We start from the raw sequence: 19,025 nt of genomic DNA, 5'->3' as shown, positions 1-19,025 counted from the left end.
GGTTTACCCTCTCCTGCCCGTTCGCATCCGCAGGCGGAATGCCAGCCGGTTGTCCTTGCCGGAAACCTTGACCCGGCTCAGCTCAAAACGCCGTGCCTGAAGGTTCATGTCGATGCCTTCCACTGTGGTCACCGCACTGGTGAAGCCGGCCTTTTCGGCCAGCGCAACATCGGTCTGGTCATAGATACCGAACGGATAGGCAAAACTGGAGACATCGACACCAAAACACGATCCCAGTTGCTCCCGGCAACCTCGGATTTCGGCCAGTTTCTGTTCCTCATCCAGACGAGCCAGGTTGGCATGGGTCAACGTGTGGCCGCCCAGCTCCCAGCAGCCGCTGCCCAGCATTGTGCTTAACTGTCCGTCGGTCAGCTTGGGTTCCCGCATCAGCTCACCGGTGTTGTGATGCGCTTTTTTGGCGGTTGACCAGTCACGGTCAAAGCGGTCAACCACCAGGTACAATGTGGCTTTGGCACCGTATTTCTGCAACACCGGGTGGGCCAGGCGGTAATTATCTTCAAAGCCGTCGTCGAAGGTCAGAAACACGGTCTTTGGCGGCAGCTGATCCGGCGCCGCCAGCTCGGACATCAGCGCAAAGTGCCAGCCATTGTCCCTGAGCCAGCGTATCTGCCATTCAAAGGCTTCCGGCTTCACCCGCAGTTTATTGAACTTCGCACCGGGCCGATGCTCGCTAACCATGTGATACATCAGAATCCGAGGGTGATTCAGCCCCACTGCGGGGCGCCACCAGCCATAACGTTTACTGAAAAGCACCAGCATCACCAACCCCAGAAAAACAGCACCCCAGATCATTGAACCAGCTCCCGGTAGCAGGCCAGAGTCTGCCGCACCATTTCACTCAGCAGGAAACGGTCATTTCGCAGTGGCGGCTGAGCGGTGGTCAAGCTCTCGTTTACCGCCCGATACAAGGCATCAGCATCGGCCAGAGGCACCCGCCCTTGCGGATAGAGATGGCCGAGCACCTCGCCGACACCGCCATGATCATAGCCGATCACCGGCACTCCCATACTTAGCGCTTCAACCACCGTCCGGCCAAAGGACTCCGGCTTGGTTGACAGCGAAAGCACCAGATCAGAAACCGCAAATACGTCGCGAATGTCCCGTCGTGCGCCGGTCAGCAGAAGGCAGTCCTCCAGCCCCTCGTCGGCGATCCGCGCCCGTATTTCCCGGGCATAGGCCTGGCGCTTGGGGTCCTCACCGCCCACGATCAGGCCATGCACCGGCTGGCCAGAATCCCGCAACCGCTTGATCAGATCAATAAAATCATGGTGGCCTTTTAGCCGGGTCAGACGCCCTGGCAGAGTCAGAACCTTCTTATCCTTCAACTGGGGGTACTGTTGATACCACTGGTTCAGCCAGTCGTGCGAAGGGCGGTAACCGTCTGGAAACTCGTCCGGGGCGATACCACGGTAGACAAGCCGGACGTTTTCCATGTTGGTCTGCGGATAGTTTGTGCGGATATAGTCACGGACAGTATTGGATACTGCGATAACGCGTTCGCCACGACACATGATGGCGCTGTATCCGCTGACGGAATAAAGCCCGTGTACCGTGGTCACCAGGTGCGGGCGCTGGTTTTCAGGCAGCCCCTTCCAGGCGAACCAGCATACCCAGGCAGGCATGCGCGAGCGCAAATGCAGAATGTCCGGCTTTTCCTGCCGCAGCCAGCGCCGAAGAGCCCTCACGTGGCGAAAGGTGAACGGGGATTTTTTACCAAGATCCCAGGCAACGTGGCGACTGCCTTCAGCCTCCAGTTGCTCAGTCATTCCGCCTCCGGCCGAGATCACGACTGACTCATGGCCACTTTCCACCAGCCCCCTGGCGATTTCCAGGGTACCTTTCTCAACGCCGCCGCCTTCCAGCGCTGGCAGTACCTGAACAATTTTCATAACCATCTGCTTTCCCGGTTACACCGCCGCTCAAACCGCTGGCACACTTACAACCACCCTCTTGCAATGACCTTGCCCGCGCATCGCCCGGCTTCGTTAAATGCCTGTTTCGGCGCCGGCAGCGAGTTGCCGGACCATTGTTCAAACGCTGTCAGCAAGCCCTGCTCTTTCAGCCTGTTTACACCCAGCAACAGTCGCCCCTCGCGCTTCCACGGCACTCCGAAGACGCCCACGGCACAGCCCGCGCTCAGCGCTTCGTAGATCATGGAGACACTGTCTTCGGTCACCCAGCATTGCTCTGCCGTGGCCAGTTTTTCCGGCAGCCAACCCGGTGCGGTCTGCCCGGCAGGGTAGACCTCGACACCGTCCATGGACTGCAGTTTCTCCTGCGTAGAGGCCGGAGTGCGCCGCGATGTCGTCAGAACCCAGGAACATGGACTACGCTCAATCAGTGCCCGGATCTGCCCGAGCAGGTGCTCTTCGTCCCAGCCATTACTTTTCGAGGGTCCCCCGACCAGAATCATGCCCGAGCCCGCCACCTTGGCGGCATTCCCGACACGATTCAACGCACCTTTTGTGGCGATGACATTACCACGATCCGGCGGCCGATCGTGCTCCGGAATCAGGCACAGATCAAACAGCGCCAAAGGCAGGCTGGGCTTCATCAGCACGATAACCGGCACGCGCCAACACCGCTTCAGGGCCAGCAACGTGAGGTGGGTTCCGTGCCCTGCGCCAATAACCAGAGCAGGTTTACCCTTCGCCAGGGCACACCGGCCGGAAATCAGGGCGAACAACGCCTGCAAGCGCGACATGGGGGCAACCTGCTCGATGGACAGGCCTGGGCGCAAGCGGACCAGAGCTTCCGCCAGCCCCAGAGACTGATTCCTGTGGCCGGCCTTGCCATCACTGACGACCAGTACCTGTACCAAAACGTCGCTCCCCTTCCCTAGCCGCGCCTGTTATTAATGTGCCGGCATAAAAAACCGTTATGGTAACATCCACCCAGCCACAAATAATCTAGAATGCGGAGCAGAACATGATCCATCCCGTTATTATGGCCGGCGGCACCGGCTCTCGCCTCTGGCCCCTTTCCAGGCAACTGAACCCCAAGCAGTTCCTGAAGCTGACGGATGATCGCCTGTCCATGCTGCAGTTGACAGTTGCCCGGCTGGAAGGCATCGACGCGACGGATCCACTGCTCATCTGTAACGAGGAGCACCGGTTTCTGGCTGCCGAGCAGATGCGCCAGTCCGGGTATAACGACGCTCGCATCATTCTTGAGCCCTGCGGCCGCAACACCGCACCGGCCATCGCGCTGGCCGCCCTGCAATTGGCACGGGCCGCCGATGACAGTGCCGAAGACCCGCTGATGCTGGTGCTGGCGGCGGACCACCTGATCAAGAATGTCGCTGCGTTCCAGCAGGGAATTGCCAGCGCCGTGCCGCTGGCCCGGGAGGGCAAGCTGGTCACTTTCGGTATCGTGCCCGGGCACGCCGAGACCGGTTATGGCTACATCCAGCGCGGCAAACAACTGGCCGGGGACAGCTTCGTCGTGAGCCGGTTTGTTGAAAAACCGGATCTTGAAACCGCAGAAAAATACCTCGCCTCGGGCGACTTCCTCTGGAACAGTGGCATGTTCCTGTTCGGTGCCCGCCGCTATCTTGCGGAGCTGGAAAAGCACCGGCCAGACATCCTCGCTATCTGCCAGGCCGCGCTTGAGGAAGCCAGCGAAGACCTACACTTCACCCGGGTGAACGAAAGCATTTTTGCCGAATGCCCGGAAGACTCCATCGACTACGCCGTCATGGAAAAAACCGACAGTGCAGCGGTGGTATCCCTTGATGCCGGATGGAGTGACATCGGCTCCTGGTCGGCTCTCTGGGACGTCTCTGAAAAGGACCCGAGCGGCAACAGCTTCGCGGGCGATGTGATGGCCCACGAAACCGCAAGTACACTGGTCCGGGCGGACAGCCGCCTGGTGGCGACCGTCGGGGTAAAGGATCTGGTGATTATCGAGACCAAGGATGCCCTGCTGGTCGCCCACAAGGACAGAGTCCAGGACGTCAAAAAAGTGGTTGAACGCATCAAGGGTGACGGCCGGCACGAACACATGAATCACCGGGAAGTCTACCGGCCCTGGGGCGTCTACGATTCCATCGACAACGGCAACCGGTACCAGGTAAAGCGAATTACCGTCAAACCCGGTGCCAAGCTGTCAGTGCAGATGCACCACCACCGGGCTGAGCACTGGATCGTGGTGAGTGGGACAGCAAAAGTGACCAACGGCGAAAAGACCTATCTGGTTACCGAAAACCAGTCCACCTACATTCCGATTGGCCAGATTCACTCCCTGGAGAATCCCGGCGTCATTGATCTGGAGCTGATCGAGGTGCAGTCAGGTTCTTATCTGGGTGAAGACGACATCGTTCGCTTCAAGGATATATACGGCAGAACCTGATCCCGACCGTCAGACGCACCTTTCCTCAGCTTTGGTATCGGAAACTCACAATATGAAGTGCAGTAACAACACGCCCGGGCAACGGACTGCCTGGGCTTCCTGGTTTATCTTTGTGAACGGGCTCTTCGCCCTGCTGGTCGGGCTTCGCTATTTGCCGTGGATGAACATTCCCGATAGCGAGACCGCCACTTACGTCAGCATACTCCTTCCCGGACAATTCGCGCTGCTGGCCTGGCTGGCCGGGCTGCCTTTGGTAATGATTGCCATGCTGCTACCGGCCCGCCGGGTGCTGTCGGTGCTGTCCGTGCTGTATGCCGGCATTGGCATTGCCGTGCTTGCAACAGACGCGGTGGCGTATTCCCTTTACCGCTTTCACCTTTCCGCTTTCGTACTGGAGCTGGCCCTCGGGGGTGGAACCGAGATCTTTTCCTTCTCCTGGCAACTCTGGGCGTCGGCCATCGGCATTTTTATCGGCATCCTGGTAACCGAGGCCGTTATCGCGATCGCTCTCTGGCGCAAACGTCCGAGGGCCCGCTGGCTTGGCGCCGCGTTCACCCTCATGTTCGCCCTGCAGCTTGGCGCCCACGGCTGGCATGCCTGGGCGGAAGCCAATTACGACAGCCGCATCACCGGCATCACCCGTCACGTACCGCTCTACTACGCCGCTACCGCCAAGCGGTTCATGAACGAGCACGGATTGGTAGACCCACAGAAAGTCCGGGACAATCAGGCCGCGCAGGCCCTTGGCAATGTTAACCACGGGGGGCAACTGAACTACCCTACCCGGCCGTTACAGTGCAAAGATCCGGCCCGTAAACTGAGCGTATTGATGATCGTGGTCGAAGGCGCCCGCTGGGACATGCTTGACCCACGCTGGATGCCCAACATCTACGAATTTGCCCAAAGCAATCTGATTTTCGAGAAACACTACAGCAACGGCAACGCCACCAAGCCCGGAATCTTTACCCTGTTCTACTCATTGCCCGCCAGCTACTGGGACGCCTTCACCGCCGCCAAGAAGCCACCGGTTACGATCAGCCGGATGCAGGAGCTGGGCTACCAGACCGAGATACTCGGCTCAGCGACGCTGGTGAGCCCGGCCTTTGACCAGAATGTGTTTTCCTCGATTCCGGACCTGCGACTGGAAACGCCGGGCCAGCATTCCTGGGATCGCGACGTCCGCATTACCGATGACTGGCTGGCGTTCACCAGGTCCGGGCTCAATCCCGAGCAGCCGTTTTTCGGCTTCCTGTTCTACGATACGCCCCACAATCACATGGTGCCGGACGACTACCCCGTGAAATTCCAGCCCTACTGGGAGACTGTCAACAAGCTGGAACTGGACCAGGACTTCAATCCGGAACTGATCAAGAACAACTACAAATCCACATTGCACTACGTGGACAATCAGGTTGGGCGGGTTCTGGATGATCTCCGGAGCCGGCATCTGCTCGACAGCACAATTGTTCTGATTACCGGCGACCACGGCCAGGAATTCAACGAATACGGCATGAATTACTGGGGCCATGGAAGTAACTTCGGCCAGTATCAGTTGCGCGTCCCCATGGTGGTGCATTGGCCTGGCAAGAAGGCCCAACGGATAGATTACCGGACCGAAAACTTCGACATTGCACCCACGCTGATGAAAGGGGCACTTGGCTGCAGCCAGACGCCAGCCGCGACCTACGCAACCGGCAACGGCCTTTTCACGCCCCGGGAAAGGGAATGGAGCATCGCACACAGCTATATGGACTATGCATTGCTGACCAGGGATCTGAAAGTCGTCACCCATGCATCCGGCAATGTCGACGTGGTAAACCGGCAGTTGGAAGCCGTGAAAGACTACCAGCTCAAACCCTCGGTAACCCTGCAAGTACTTGAGGAGCTGTCCCGGTTTTATCAATAATTGGAGCCAGACTCGCCCAGGCCTGAAATTATGAAGCTTTCCGTCATCATCAGTACCTACAACTCACCGGAGTGGCTGGAAAAAGTACTCTGGGGCTACAGCATGCAGACCCACAGGGCTTTCGAGCTGATCATTGCCGATGACGGATCGACCAACGAAACACGGCAATGTATCGATCGCATGCGCCAGGCAACCGGCCTGCCCATCAAGCATGTATGGCAGGAAGACGACGGCTTCCGGAAATGCCGCGTTCTCAATATGGGCGTTCTGGAATCCGAGTCGGACTATCTGGTTTTTACCGATGGCGACTGCATACCAAGACGTGACTTTCTGGAGGTGCATGCCTCCGAAGCCGAACCAGGGCGTTACCTTTCCGGCGGGTACCATAAGCTCCCGATGGAGATCAGCCAGGCCATAACCCGGGACGACATTATCTCCGGCCGCTGTTTTGAGCTGTCCTGGCTGAAAACCCATGGCCTGAAATCCAGCTACAAGAACAGCAAGCTCACGGCCAGCCACTGGCAGGCCCGATTGTTCAATACGCTGACCCCGACACGCTGTCGGTTCAAGGGCTCCAACGGGTCCGCATGGAAAAAAGACGTTCTGGCGGTCAACGGCTTTGATGAAACCATGGCCTACGGGGGCGAGGATCGGGAGTTTGGTGTGCGGCTTGTCAACCTGGGCATCAAACCGAAACACGTTCGGTATAATGCCATCGTGATTCACCTGGACCACGCCCGGGGGTATGTCGATCCCGGCATCGTCGCCGCCAACAAGCAGCATCGCATAAAAATCGACAGGGAACGTATCATCCGCACAGAGCATGGCATCGAGCAGCACCTTCAGCACCAGGCCACAGGAGCCCCCAATTGATTTTCTTCGTGTTTTCCTACAACCGTGGCCCCCACCTGAAAAACTGCATTGAATCCATCGAAACCTGTGCCCCCGATCACCAGGTTATTGTCTACGACGATGCCAGCAATGACCCGGAAACCCAGCAAATACTCCGGGACATTGAGACCCGGCACGAGGTCCGAAGGCGCGATGACAAGGCCTCCGGCGACCAGCACGGCGCACTCTACACCAACATGCAGAGAGCCATTGAATCAGTCGAGGACGACTGCCTGATCTGCTTTCTGCAGGACGATACCCAGTTGGTGCGACAAATTGATGAGCAGGACCTCCAGTTCATGGAGGGTTACTTCGAAAAGTTCCCGAGTGGCGGCTTTCTCGCCCCGGTTTTCCAGAAGCGGATTACCCGGCAGCGAACTCTGGATCGCTTTGTTTATTACGAAGACCGGGGGGTTTATGTCTGTGAACACCGGAGCCGCAAACAGGTAGCGGGGGTCTACTACTCCGACATTTCTGTGACCCGGAGCGATCGCCTCAAGGCCGTGAACTGGAGATTTGTCCCCGGCGAATTTGAGAACGAACAACAGGCGAAAGAGAACTTCCTCGAAATGGGCTATATGTATGCGCCCTTTGCCATGTGGTTGCCAAACCCGCCGGCTTATCGCAACAAGAAAAAAAGTTTTACTTTCAGATTGGCCGAAATCGTCAACCAGGCCGGATTCTACCCATTTCGAATCATGGGTGAGCAGAGCGTAAAAGCCCTACGAACACGCCCGACACAACAGGTTCCCATTGCCGAAGACTACCTCCGCATCGCCGTTGGAGGCCTGAAATCGCCCTGGATATACGACCCTCTCCGACGTTACCGGCTCTTACGAAAGCTGGCGAAGCTTGAAGATTTTTTAAAAAAACTGACTCGAAAAAGCTGAACGGCAAGAAACATTTTCCAGACACTTTCGCCGAAGACAACCCGGGCATCCTGATCGAGCCAGTCAAAGCTTGAACCATCGCCGAAAAGCGACCTCGAGGTTGTTCAGATGTTTCAGCAACCTTAGCCCTGTTAGCGGGTTGTAAGTCCACGGCTTTGGGGGCGAGCCGGAAGTGCATTCAAGAAAATCCTCGGCAACTGGTAATCGGGGAGGCTCCTGCTCCCTGGTCCGCTCAACCTCGTCATCCGAAAGAAGTCTGAATGGGTAAAAGCCTACCTGCTTCTTCTTTTCTGCCAGGCGCAAACCAAGTGTTTTCTTCTTGCCCCGATAGGCGGGCACCTCCGGCAACCACATAGCAAACGGCAGCCACATATAAGCCATCATTCCGAACAGTTCTTTTGCCTGCCGGTCGTTTGCCGGCTCGGACTGATGAAAACGCCAGCCAGCGGCAATTAGCCGGCCAGGCTTGAAGACCACCAGGTCCGAATAGTGAATACCGGCGCTTTGCCCTGTGTCCTGGCGATAAAAAAATGCGCTGGCTGGCCCGGCCAGAGTCGTAACCGGGCGCTTGCTGAGATCGATCCCCCGAATGAAACATGGGTGAACAAATCCGGGCCCGGGAGTTCGATCAAGCAGCTCGTCCATCTCATTCATTTCAGAGTAAGAAACGGGACGCACCAGCTGCGTGTCGTCCTGCAGAAAACACAGTAATGACCGATCCCTGAGCAGGTCCAGCGCAGCATTCATGTTGTGGTAGAGCCCGCCATGTTTGATGGTGCCGATTTCTCCGGGCTCCACGATGCGGCAACTGACGGCGGCCTCTTCGAGATAGGCGAGGGTCTCCGGATCGTCGCTGTTGTCATCAAAGATGACGATATCAGCCTCAGGGATACAGGTGCGAATTGACTCCACGCAGTTGCGAAGGTATCTGCCCCGATTGAACGAGAAAATACAGACCGTCAGGATCGTCATGCCTACAGCTTGTCTCCATTGTCTTCAGTAAAGTCAGCGGCAGCTGTTTCGGAAGTCACCACGATTGATCAATGAAAGGAGCGGCTTGAGATAAGCCTGCGGATCCCAGTTTTCCCGGCCACTCGCCTGAGAATGAATGGTGACATAGTGAACAGCGGGATCCTCCATCATTTCGCACACCGTGTCGATGACACGCTGGGGGTTACTGGTGTCGTAGACGTAACGAAAGAACGGAGGCTCACGCCAATCAACAGCGGCCGCAGGAACTCTGTGCGTCAGGTAGGCTTTATAAAAACCGAATTCGGACCACCTGCGAGGGGGACGCTCCAGCAGAGCAGACCACCAGTCTCTGCCAGTCCTATTTCCAAGATCGGCCATAGCCGAGGCAAGGAGCTCCCGATCGAGCACGAAGGGGGTATCAAAATACACGTTGACGGGGTCTGCAGGCTCGCTTGCGCCTGCCAGCCATTCGGATTCAACCACCCAGTTTTTTACCTTGCCCCCAAGATCGGCTCGACGGCTCCAGGTTGCGAAACACACAACACCTGAAGCGCCCAGGAAATCCCCGGCGCCGGCAGCAGGTGTGACAACCACATCTGAGTCCAGTATGACTGCGGTATCGGCATCCAGCTCACTGGCGAGTTTGAATTTGCAAAGTTGCTGCGTATGCCAACCGGTGTAGGCGGGCCACAACGGCCAGGAAAACAATCGCTTCAAGCTGCCGCAAATCCGGGTGAAATCCCGGCCAAAACGCTCCGAGAGTTTTCGTGCCCTTGCCCGCCGGTACTCAACTTCTGCCGGCAAGACATCCCGGGTGGAAAGCAGCTTCAGGCCTGGGCGATTGCGAAACGCCTCGAACAGGGAGAGATCTTCGTCCTGAACAACCACATAGTGATCAAAGCCGGCCAGCGGTGACTGCTCGAAAGAGCGCCGCATTACCCGGAAGTGCTCCAGGTCGCCGGCCCAGGTAGGCGTAATGAAAGCGATACGCGGCGCGGAACTCATGAGGATCTACCCTGCCGCCAATCCCGCCACCGCGACTGCCAGACCCGCAACCATGTCCGGAACTTGCTCCGGGTTTCGCTGCCGGTGTATCGGCCCTTGGCGATGTGGCGTATGCGGTAAACGCCCGGCACTTCAATGGGCTGGCCCTGGCTCCGCAATAACCAGCGAAAAGCCCGATCTTCATGGCACTTCGCAAAACTCTCCACAGGCTTCTGATAGAGCGCGATGTTCCGGCAATAACCCACAGCGCGACACACATCGCCGTGAGCAATCTGCAGCGGACCGGTTGCCTTTGCAATCTTTCGTGTGGTGAAAGTCGTGGTGTCGATGTCCAGAACCTGAGGCTCACTGGCGCCGGCGCGAAGCATCGGATTATCCTCCGCCAGCAAATCAGTGGTTCGTTCCTCTTCAGGAAACAGCAGTGCATCCCGACGGCCCTGAAGAACCTCTGCGAGCGTATCGAGGCAATTCTCCCGGAACATCAGGTCACAGTCGGTAAACCAGACCCAATCGGCCCTGGTCGCCAACGCAGCCCGATTTCGACCGATGCCTCGGCGAAACAGTTCCTGTTTTCGGACCGGTTGCCAGTTCCAGGTGACGCCGGGCACCGACTGTCGGCCAAACCAGACCAGAAGCTCCGAGGTTTTTTCATCCTCAGGGCTGTAGAACACCGTCATGGTGACATCGAGCTTTTTGGGCGGAAACAGAACCAGGGAGCTGAGCTGATAAACGAGGAAATGGCCGTAGTTCCAGCAGTGGCTGACAACTTCCAGCTTCAGATGCCCGGTTCGCGCAGCCCGCTCCGTTTCAGCAGGCAGACCGGGCTCGAACCAGCGCGCGGGAATCCAGCCGCCTGCTGCAAACCGGAAAAACGCCAGTGTTACCTGATCCCACATAACTCGTTGCCCAATGCACACTGGATTGCCGCGCGCTTTCCTTCTGTTCGAGCGCGCCCCCTCAAAAGTTGCGGAATTCTATCACGCAGAGGCAGCAAAAACAGTCGCGCCGACCCTAACCAACGCCCGCGCAACTTGTGCCCCCCTGGCGACAATGGTACTTTTTTCGCCCTGCAAACTCCTGACGGGAAAATATTGTGACCGGTAAGCTCATAAAGCTGGTTTTTCGTCTCTTATCGCTTCTCAGCCTGAAAAATGCCCAACGGCTGGGCCGCTTTTTGGGCTCCGTCGCATGGCGGCTCGATGGTCGCTCGGTCGAAACCACCCGCAAAAATCTGAGGGCGTGCTACCCCGATCTGAATGACAGAGACATCGAAAGCTTCGGGCGCGACAGTCTCCGCGAGACCGCCGCCACAGCTCTCGAGATCCCGCTGATGTGGGAATGGCCGATTGAACGATGCCTCGGGCTGATTCGGGAAATAGAGGGTGAACACCTGCTGGAAGAGTATAAAGAGGGCAAGCGAGGCCTGTTATTGCTGGCGCCCCACCTTGGGAACTGGGAACTCTCCGGATTGTTCTTTGCCTCCCGGTACAGAATGGCAGCGCTTTACAGCCCGCCCAATCAGCCAGGTTTTGAGGATTACATGAAAAAGGTCCGCAGTCGCAGCGGCTCCGAGCTGGTGGCGACGGACCGTCGCGGCATCATGCGCCTGTTCGGCATTCTCAAAGAAGGTGGCGTGGTTGGCATTCTGCCGGACCAGACACCAAGACAGGAAAGTGGCGAGTTCGCGCCCTTTTTCGGTATTCCCGCCGTCACCATGACACTGGCATCCAAACTGATCCAGAAGACCGGCGCCAAGCCACTGATTACCTACGCACAGCGACTTCCCGATGGGCGGGGCTTCAAGATGGTCATCAAAGAAGTGGAGCCGGGCATGGAATCACGGGACATGACCGAATCCCTCACTGCCCTCAATCGCTCGGTGGAGAAATGCATCGTCGAGGTTCCGGCACAGTATCAGTGGGAGTATAAGCGCTTCCGCAGAACAGCGCCGGGCCACAACCCTGTCTACTGATCAGGGCGCCCGATAACCCTCCAGGAACGCCCCCCAAAGCCTTGCTCTGAGGCCGGCGTCCAGATTGGCCAAGCACTTGTTCAAAGAACGCTCAAGGCGGCGAATATTGGCTGCCTGCCAGTCACCGCTGTTGCCCGCAGGCATTATTTTTCCGCGGTCAAAGTCAATCAGATACACCTGATCACTCACCAGAATATTCATCAGGTTCAGGTCAGCGTGATAAACGCCCGCCTTGTGAAAACGGCAGACGCAGGCACCCGCTGCCCGCCAGGCATCAAGACTCGCTTCGCTGGCGAATTCAGCCAGAGGTTTGGCGCCCGGAATTCTGCGGATAATGATCGAGGCCTGGTAAAACAACGGAGTGTAGCGCCAGAAGCCGGCAGCGACCGGCTCGGGAACGGGAAGCCCCATACGCCCGAGTGCATCAAGAAGGTGAAATTCAGCGAAGGATCTCACTGAATCAGTCCCGGCGAAGACGTAGCGACGACGAACAAGGCGACCGGGAAGACCTCCCCGACAGAAGTGCCTGAGCACCAGATGGTCGTCGGGGCCGGATCGGACAAACCAGGTCGAACCCCGCCCGCCTTTGTCTACCGGTATGGCAAGGCGACCCCAGAATCCGGGATCAAACCAAGCCTCCCGGAACCGTTCCTGAAACGAATGGGCCACAAGATAACCGCCTGTGGCCCCGACCTGCCTTCGGTATCGATCCCCCACGGGGGTTTTACCGGACCGGCGTCAGCCAGCTGCTGTGCTCGGGCAGCTTACCCTTCACGGCATCGAAGTACATGGCCTGGAGCTTCTCCGTTACCGGGCCGCGCTTGCCGGCACCAATGATTCGGCCATCCAGCTCACGGATCGGGAGCACTTCCGCGGCAGTGCCGGTGAAGAAGGCTTCTTCAGCGACATAAACTTCATCACGGGTGATGCGGCGCTCTTTTACCTGCAGGCCAAGGTCTTTGGCAAAGTCCATGATCGTGGCACGGGTGATTCCCTCCAGGCAGGAGGTAAGCTCCGGGGTATGCAGCACGCCGTCTCGAACAATGAAGATGTTCTCGCCCGAACCTTCGGCCACGTAACCCTCGTTATCCAGCAGCAGGGCTTCCTCGGCACCACCGGAGATGGCTTCGTTCAGCGCCAGCATCGAGTTGATGTAGTTGCCGTTGGCCTTGGCCTTACACATGGTGATGTTGACATGGTGACGGGTGTAGGAAGACGTGCGCACCTTGATCCCCATCTCCTTGGCTTCCGGCGACATATAGGACGGCCAACTCCAGGCGGCAACCATGACGTGCACTTTGAGGTTATCGGCACGCAGGCCCATACCCTCGGAACCGAGAAACGCCATCGGACGGAGGTAGGCTTCGTCCAGATTGTTTTCACGTACCGCCGCACGCTGGGCCTCGTTCAGCTCGTCCTTGCTGAACGGCATTTTCATGTTCAGGATGTGGGCGGAACGGAACAGGCGATCGGTGTGCTCTTTCAGGCGGAAGATAGCCGGACCATTCGAGGTGTTGTAGGCCCGCACACCTTCAAAACAGCCCAGGCCGTAATGCAGGGTGTGAGTCAGCACGTGGGTCTTGGCTTCCCGCCAGGGAACCATTTCACCATCCAGCCAGATAACGCCATCGCGATCAGCCATCGACATTCTTCGTTGCTCCTAAAAAAGCAGTTTTCGGGGAAAGGGCATTCTAGCAGGAAAATCTGCCGGAATTGAATTTGCCTTAGGCATCAATCATGACTTTTTTCCACATGGCACGGATGTAGTCACGCTCCCCTGGGAAGGCACTTCCCTCCACCTGGCTATTGAGATTCTGGAGTGCCCGCCGGTGAATGGTGGAGCGCAGGGCGATGAAGGTTTCTCGCAGTTTTTCCGCGTCTTCTACCGCCATCACACCGGCTCTGCCCAACTCTTCCATCTGCCGGATGTTATCGGACCACTGGGTCAGTTCGGGGTGCTCGGAACACCACGCCAGCATCAGATACTGCACAATAAATTCGATATCGATGATACCGCCGGTGTCGTGCTTGATGTGGAACACGTCGGCCTGCCGGCTTTCCGGGGTGCCCAGGCTGGCCCGCATTTTCTCGCGCATCCCAACCACATCCTGGCGGAGCTTGTCCCGATCCCGTTGCTGACACAGGATGTCGTGGCGGATGGATTCAAACCCTTCAAGGGTTTCACTGCAGCCGGCCACACCGCGGGCCCGGGCCAGGGCCTGGTGCTCCCAGGTCCAGGCATCTTCACGCTGATACTTTTCAAAAGCCTGCAGCGTGCTCACCAGCAGCCCGGAATTACCCGAGGGCCGCAAGCGCATATCCACTTCGTACAGCTGGCCGGACGGCGTCTGGGTATTGAGAATATGCACGATTCGCTGGCCCAGCCGGGTGTAGAACACCGCGTTATCAATGGGTTTCTCGCCATCGGTAGTCAGCTCCGGATCAGCGTTGTGTACGAACACCAGATCCAGATCAGAGGTATAACCCAGCTCGATACCTCCCAGTTTGCCATAGCCAATGATGGCAAAATCCGTCTCGCAGGCGGAGCCATCCGCCCTCTGTGGATGCCCATGGCGACCGACGAGATTGGCAAAGGCCACATCCACCACATGGTCCAGCACCACCTCGGCGATCCAGGTCAGGTAGTCGCTCACCTTCATCAGTGGCAAGGTGCCCTTCAGTTCCGAGGCGGCGACCCGAAGGATGTGGGCCTTCTTGAAGTGACGCAGGGATTCCATCTGCTCTTCCAGATCTTCAAAGGGAATCCTCAACATCTGCTGCCGCAAATCATCCTGCAGCTCGGCTTTTGCCGGCGGACTGTACAAACTCTCCGCATTCAGCAGCTCATCCAGCAGCAGCGGCGTTTCGGCGAGCTGCCGGGCGATCCAGGGGCTATCACTGCACAGCCGGACCAGCTGGGTACAGGCGCCCGGGTTTTCCAGCAGCAACACCATGTAGGCGGTGCGGCGCAAAATCGCCTCGACCAGTTGCAACACCCGGCTCAGCGTCTCCGAGGGATTGCTGACCTGAGTGAGCGCCTCCAGCAGCATCGGCATGAACTGGTTCAGCCGTTTCCGGCCCTGCGTCTGCAGTGTCTGGGCGGTGCGGCTTTCCCGCAACTCGACAAGCTCGGCATGGCTCGCCTCCGGATTCTCGAAACCCCGGGAACTCAGCCAGTCCACGGCGGCGCTTTCGTCCATCTCCGCCAGCCAGAGCTCGAACCAGCCTTCATCCAGCGATGCCGGGCCCTCGTCCTCGCCCTCCTCCGTGGCAATGATATTGGCAAAGTGAGTGGCAACGCGCTCCCGATGTTCCCGGAGCGCCTCCTCACAGGCCTGCCAGTGATCAAACCCCATGATCATGGCCACCCGGGCCCGGGAGAGCTCGTCCTCCGGCAACAACTGGGTCTGCTTGTCTTCCATGCCCTGGAGAGCGTGCTCCAGATTACGCAGGAACACATAGGCCTCCCGGAGCTCCGTGACCACCGGCGATGGCAATAACTCCAGGGCCTCGAGTTCCTTCAGTATCACCAGCAACTCACGCTGCTGGAGCTCCCGGTCCCGGCCGCCACGGATCAGCTGGAATGCCTGGACCACAAACTCGATCTCCCGGATGCCGCCGCTGCCCAGCTTGATGTTATTTTCCAGCCCCTTGCGCCGAACTTCGCGGCTGATCATGGCTTTCATGCTGCGCAGGGATTCAAAGGCACTGAAATCAATGTACTTGCGGTAGACAAACGGTCGCAGGCTGTCCATCAGCACCTGCCCAGTCCTCTGGTCGCCAGCCACCACCCGGGCCTTGACCATGGCGTAGCGCTCCCAGTCCCGCCCCTGGTCCTGATAGTAGGTTTCGAGCGCCGCAAAACTCAGCGCCAGGGCGCCGCTTTGACCATAGGGGCGAAGGCGCATATCCACCCGGAACACAAAGCCATCGGCGGTAATCTGGTCCAGGGCCTGAATCAGTCGCTGCCCCAGGCGAACGAAAAACTGCTGGTTGTCCATGGAGCGCCGCCCACCCTGGGTCTCCCCCTTGCTCGGGAAGGCAAAGATCAGGTCGATATCCGACGAGACGTTCAGCTCACGGCCACCGAGTTTGCCCATCCCGAGTACGACCATTTTCTGGTCCACCTCGTTACCGGTTACCGGGTCCGCGCCCCTGGGCGTGCCATACTGTTCACAGGAATCCTCATAAAGCCAGTCCAGGGCGCCATCGATGCATATTTCGGCAAAGGCGCTGGTCGCTGCCATGGTCTCGGCCAGATCCGCCCAGCGCAGCAGATCCCGCCAGATCATGCGGAACTGGGATTCCCGACGGAAACGGCGCAATGCCGAATGCAGCGCGGCTTCGCCATCGACTTCGGCCAGATACGCCTGCCAGCGACTCTTCAGATACTCAGGGGTTGTTGGCTCGGTAAGCAATCGCGACTCAAGCAGGGCCTGCACCTGCTCTGCGTGGCGCTCTAACGTCTGGCGCAGGAACAGGCTGCGGGACAGCGCATCGGCCACCACGGACTCAGTCATCTCCGGCGCGCAGATCAGCCATTGCGGAACGTCGTCTGGAAAGACCGATTGCCAGCAGGCTGCCACATCCTCGGCTAATGGTTTCGGAAGGCTGTGCCATGGCTCGGACATAATGCAAACCCCTGTCGCTCTGTGATATTTCCGATACTGTATAACGAACTCACCCGCAACTGAACACGGCACCTTTGCCGAAGCAGACGCAATACAAGGGGGGACCATCAGGCAAAAGGCCTGGCCTCACTCGCATTATTGGTAGGGGATGAGCTGTTATTTACCTGAGGCCGCCAACAGCAATTGCAGCATGCCGAGGGTTCTGGACTGTTTCGCCAGATCACGGGCGTGAACTCCCCGGGCGAGTTCGGCATGCACCTGCCCCCACAGATCGCTGCAACCGGCCGTTTCAACAGCCTCTGTGACCTGAGAGAGATCATACGCCGCCACGGCAAACGGCTGGTCCAGCAACCAACTCGTACTCAGCGCCTGGAGAAACTGCGTCACGGAGATCGCAGCACCCGCCGGGAGGGCTTCCGGCTGATAGATCCCGGCAAGAAAATAGCCCTGCTCAGCCTTACTGACAAGATTGAGGAATACCGGTACTTCCCGGGCCAGAGCGAGGGCCCATGCCACCAGTTGGCTGCCCTCTCCGGATTTGAGCTCGAATTCCACTTCATGCAGCGGCCACTGAACCTGGCCTGCGACAATGCTGCCGGCGTCTACCGCCACCTCAATCAGGGAGTGAGCATCCTCCAGCCAAAGAACCTGGCGCTCGAAGTTGGTTTCGAAGACAACCTGCAGCCGATCCAGATCCAGCCTGCCAGCCAGCGGTGTTTCCTCAAGCAGTGACAGGTCAAGGTCAGGACCGGCGATCGGCCACTCCCACTCCTCGCGGCGATGGGCGCCGTCAACGAAGTCACCCCGGGTTTTCAGGGTCTGGATATAGGCATCACCGGCCTTGCGCACTCTCAAAGCGGCTTTGGCCCGGTTCAGGTCAGCCTGGGGCGTATCAAAGTAGCGATTGATCAGGGAGTTCTGATGTCCCGGTCGTACCTCGGGGCGGGCGGCAAGCCAGTTGAGCGCCCGCGCCTGGTCGGTAGCAGAAACACTGAGTTTGATTTCCAGTTCGGTTGCCATGGAATCGACCTGTTTTTTTCGGGATTCAGAAACGCAAAAACCGGCGACCCGAAGGTCGCCGGTTTTTATACTACAGGATTAGCCGGTTGGCTGATCAGAAGTAGTAGACACCGCCAACTGCTGCGATAGTCTGCTCGTCACCGGCACCGGCACCGTCTTCCAGATCATATTCCGCTGCATCGTCAGAGGAGTACAGGTAGCCTTCGAAGTAGACGTACATGTTATCAGACAGGTTGTGGAGAGCCTGCAGCGCGATTACGTCTTCCTTGTCACCGTTGGTTGCGCCCGGGGAATCGTCTTCAACCACTTGGTAGGCCAGGGAGAACTGGTTGGCGCCCAGAGCATAGACACCAATCAAACCGTACTCGTTTTCCTCGTCTTTACGAGTCTGGTATTCACCGGTCACACTCAGGTCGCCCATGGCGTAAGTAGCACGAACGCCGTAGGTGTTTTCGTTACTAGTGCTGATTTCATTTACAGCACTCCCATCTTTCGAATATTTCAAAGAACCATCATTGGAATCCATGGCGAACGCCAGCTCCAGGGCATCGACAGAGTAGATCGCTGCCAACTGGTAAGGGTAGGATTTTCCGCCGACCTTACCATCACCGTTAACCTGGACAGCAGCGCCAACTTTCAGGCCTCCGAAGGATGGAGACATATACTGAACCAGATCACCTTCGCCAGTCTCATAGTTACCGCCGATACCAGTACCGACTTCGTGGAAATTTATGATCTTGTCGATGGCGCTTTCGTAAGTGGAGTCATCTGAACCAACCCACACCTGACCAAAGCTATCGCCTTTAACACCGATATAAGCTTCGTCAAGACTGTCAATGCCGCTGCTCGCAGCTTTGTCATCGGCGTTGATGCCTTCCAGCTCCAGCTTCAGGAAACCAGTGATGCCAGGTGCAATCTCGTGGTCGTGCTTAACACCCAGAGTGGTCCCGTTATCGAAATGATCAATCGCAGAACCACCACCATCAACATTGGTGTGGGAGAGTGCGTACTGAATGTTACCGTAGACAGTCGGCATGTTGCTTTCCTGGGCCAGCGCTGCGCCAGAGAAAGTAGCGGCCGCGATAGCGGTTGCGAGGAGCGTTTTTTTCATTTTGCGTCTTCCTTTTTGAGTTAACTCAGGTTTTAGCGACGGGTTCTTATCCCGATTTTGTAAGGCTTCACCAGTCAGGCTGGATGAGGCCGATTCTGCATCACTGCCGTGTCACTTTTATGACAAGGAAGTAACTTTTCTTCTTTTTAGATTACCCGCCCAAGGACAGGCCTTTTCAGCTCAATTGCTTACAGGGCATTGTTAAAGCCCTGCGTGATGAACCTGTTTTAATACAACTATCCCGGTTTTGCAAATA

16 protein-coding genes are annotated in these 19,025 nt (G+C 57.7%); 5 read left to right on the top strand and 11 right to left on the bottom strand.

All coding sequences use genetic code 11. The features are described from left to right. Positions 1-3 precede the first annotated feature (3 nt). From msub_RS19695 to msub_RS19685, 3 genes are read right to left on the bottom strand one after another with little or no spacing between them, the layout of a single operon-like run. On the bottom strand, positions 4-813 hold the full coding sequence (locus msub_RS19695) for a polysaccharide deacetylase family protein (protein WP_048497799.1): 810 nt from the start codon (positions 811-813) through the stop codon (positions 4-6). Continuing rightward, positions 810-1,910, bottom strand: coding sequence for a glycosyltransferase family 4 protein (locus msub_RS19690; protein WP_048498043.1), 1,101 nt, complete (start codon positions 1,908-1,910; stop codon positions 810-812). The genes msub_RS19695 and msub_RS19690 overlap by 4 nt, the downstream gene beginning before the upstream one ends. 47 nt (positions 1,911-1,957) lie before the next feature. Further along, complete coding sequence (locus tag msub_RS19685) at positions 1,958-2,842, bottom strand: mitochondrial fission ELM1 family protein (protein ID WP_048497798.1); 885 nt, start codon at positions 2,840-2,842, stop codon at positions 1,958-1,960. A gap of 107 nt (positions 2,843-2,949) precedes the next feature. Here msub_RS19685 and msub_RS19680 point away from each other — a divergent pair, with 107 nt between their 5' ends. The 4 genes from msub_RS19680 to msub_RS19665 are packed head-to-tail and all read left to right on the top strand — an operon-like array spanning position 2,950 to position 8,058. Then, positions 2,950-4,371: a mannose-1-phosphate guanylyltransferase/mannose-6-phosphate isomerase gene (locus tag msub_RS19680; RefSeq protein ID WP_048497797.1), complete on the top strand. Its 1,422-nt coding sequence runs from the start codon at positions 2,950-2,952 to the stop codon at positions 4,369-4,371. Positions 4,372-4,423: 52 nt separating this feature from the next. After that, a complete protein-coding gene (locus msub_RS19675; protein ID WP_048497796.1) occupies positions 4,424-6,277 on the top strand; it encodes a DUF3413 domain-containing protein in 1,854 nt (617 codons plus the stop codon). A 30-nt stretch (positions 6,278-6,307) separates the two neighbouring features. Beyond that, the gene (locus tag msub_RS19670) at positions 6,308-7,150 is read left to right on the top strand and encodes a glycosyltransferase family 2 protein (RefSeq protein ID WP_048497795.1); all 843 of its coding nucleotides are present in this window, start codon (positions 6,308-6,310) and stop codon (positions 7,148-7,150) included. Continuing rightward, positions 7,147-8,058 (top strand): glycosyltransferase family A protein, encoded by a 912-nt coding sequence (locus msub_RS19665; RefSeq protein WP_048497794.1) that lies wholly within the window; start codon positions 7,147-7,149, stop codon positions 8,056-8,058. Before msub_RS19670 ends, msub_RS19665 begins: the two co-directional genes overlap by 4 nt. A 63-nt stretch (positions 8,059-8,121) precedes the next feature. Here the strand turns inward: msub_RS19665 and msub_RS19660 are convergent, their stop codons facing one another. Genes msub_RS19660 through msub_RS19650 form a run of 3 tightly spaced genes read right to left on the bottom strand, consistent with a single transcriptional unit; the run spans position 8,122 to position 10,931 of the window. Continuing rightward, the gene (locus msub_RS19660) at positions 8,122-9,030 is read right to left on the bottom strand and encodes a glycosyltransferase family 2 protein (RefSeq protein WP_048497793.1); all 909 of its coding nucleotides are present in this window, start codon (positions 9,028-9,030) and stop codon (positions 8,122-8,124) included. A 33-nt stretch (positions 9,031-9,063) separates the two neighbouring features. Continuing rightward, complete coding sequence (locus msub_RS19655; RefSeq protein WP_048497792.1) at positions 9,064-10,035, bottom strand: DUF6492 family protein; 972 nt, start codon at positions 10,033-10,035, stop codon at positions 9,064-9,066. Next, positions 10,032-10,931, bottom strand: coding sequence for a glycosyltransferase family A protein (locus msub_RS19650; protein WP_048497791.1), 900 nt, complete (start codon positions 10,929-10,931; stop codon positions 10,032-10,034). Before msub_RS19650 ends, msub_RS19655 begins: the two co-directional genes overlap by 4 nt. Positions 10,932-11,128: 197 nt before the next feature. On the opposite strand from msub_RS19650, the gene msub_RS19645 reads away from it, so the two are divergent. Then, positions 11,129-12,007, top strand: a complete 879-nt coding sequence (locus tag msub_RS19645; protein ID WP_048497790.1) for a lysophospholipid acyltransferase family protein — start codon at positions 11,129-11,131, stop codon at positions 12,005-12,007. Here msub_RS19645 and msub_RS19640 read toward each other — a convergent pair whose 3' ends face one another. From msub_RS19640 to msub_RS19620, 5 genes are all read right to left on the bottom strand, one after another. Beyond that, entirely contained in the window at positions 12,008-12,676 is a 669-nt protein-coding gene (locus msub_RS19640; protein ID WP_048497789.1) for a 3-deoxy-D-manno-octulosonic acid kinase, read from the bottom strand. It abuts the gene before it with no gap. 55 nt (positions 12,677-12,731) lie between these two features. After that, entirely contained in the window at positions 12,732-13,655 is a 924-nt protein-coding gene (locus tag msub_RS19635; RefSeq protein WP_048497788.1) for a branched-chain amino acid transaminase, read from the bottom strand. Between the two features lie 76 nt (positions 13,656-13,731). After that, the gene (gene glnE / locus msub_RS19630; protein WP_048497787.1) at positions 13,732-16,638 is read right to left on the bottom strand and encodes a bifunctional [glutamate--ammonia ligase]-adenylyl-L-tyrosine phosphorylase/[glutamate--ammonia-ligase] adenylyltransferase; all 2,907 of its coding nucleotides are present in this window, start codon (positions 16,636-16,638) and stop codon (positions 13,732-13,734) included. A gap of 156 nt (positions 16,639-16,794) precedes the next feature. Continuing rightward, positions 16,795-17,658, bottom strand: a complete 864-nt coding sequence (locus msub_RS19625; RefSeq protein WP_048497786.1) for a CYTH domain-containing protein — start codon at positions 17,656-17,658, stop codon at positions 16,795-16,797. Positions 17,659-17,752: 94 nt separating this feature from the next. Then, positions 17,753-18,769: a porin gene (locus msub_RS19620; RefSeq protein WP_048497785.1), complete on the bottom strand. Its 1,017-nt coding sequence runs from the start codon at positions 18,767-18,769 to the stop codon at positions 17,753-17,755. Positions 18,770-19,025: the final 256 nt, after the last annotated feature.

The organism is Marinobacter subterrani (assembly GCF_001045555.1).
Classification (GTDB): Bacteria; Pseudomonadota; Gammaproteobacteria; order Pseudomonadales; family Oleiphilaceae; genus Marinobacter; species Marinobacter subterrani.
Note: the sequence above shows the minus strand (reverse complement) of the source record. Positions and strands in the feature narration are given on the sequence as shown.

Bases quoted from the DNA above. Each gene is read 5' to 3' on its own strand.
- msub_RS19695 (WP_048497799.1), bottom strand. From the start codon at position 813: ATGATCTGGGGTGCTGTTTTTCTGGGGTTGGTGATGCTGGTGCTTTTC.
- msub_RS19680 (WP_048497797.1), top strand. From the start codon at position 2,950: ATGATCCATCCCGTTATTATGGCCGGCGGCACCGGCTCTCGCCTCTGG.
- glnE (WP_048497787.1), bottom strand. From the start codon at position 16,638: ATGTCCGAGCCATGGCACAGCCTTCCGAAACCATTAGCCGAGGATGTG.
- msub_RS19670 (WP_048497795.1), top strand. From the start codon at position 6,308: ATGAAGCTTTCCGTCATCATCAGTACCTACAACTCACCGGAGTGGCTG.
- msub_RS19620 (WP_048497785.1), bottom strand. From the start codon at position 18,769: ATGAAAAAAACGCTCCTCGCAACCGCTATCGCGGCCGCTACTTTCTCT.
- msub_RS19625 (WP_048497786.1), bottom strand. From the start codon at position 17,658: ATGGCAACCGAACTGGAAATCAAACTCAGTGTTTCTGCTACCGACCAG.
- msub_RS19660 (WP_048497793.1), bottom strand. From the start codon at position 9,030: ATGACGATCCTGACGGTCTGTATTTTCTCGTTCAATCGGGGCAGATAC.
- msub_RS19650 (WP_048497791.1), bottom strand. From the start codon at position 10,931: ATGTGGGATCAGGTAACACTGGCGTTTTTCCGGTTTGCAGCAGGCGGC.
- msub_RS19635 (WP_048497788.1), bottom strand. From the start codon at position 13,655: ATGTCGATGGCTGATCGCGATGGCGTTATCTGGCTGGATGGTGAAATG.
- msub_RS19690 (WP_048498043.1), bottom strand. From the start codon at position 1,910: ATGAAAATTGTTCAGGTACTGCCAGCGCTGGAAGGCGGCGGCGTTGAG.
- msub_RS19675 (WP_048497796.1), top strand. From the start codon at position 4,424: ATGAAGTGCAGTAACAACACGCCCGGGCAACGGACTGCCTGGGCTTCC.
- msub_RS19655 (WP_048497792.1), bottom strand. From the start codon at position 10,035: ATGAGTTCCGCGCCGCGTATCGCTTTCATTACGCCTACCTGGGCCGGC.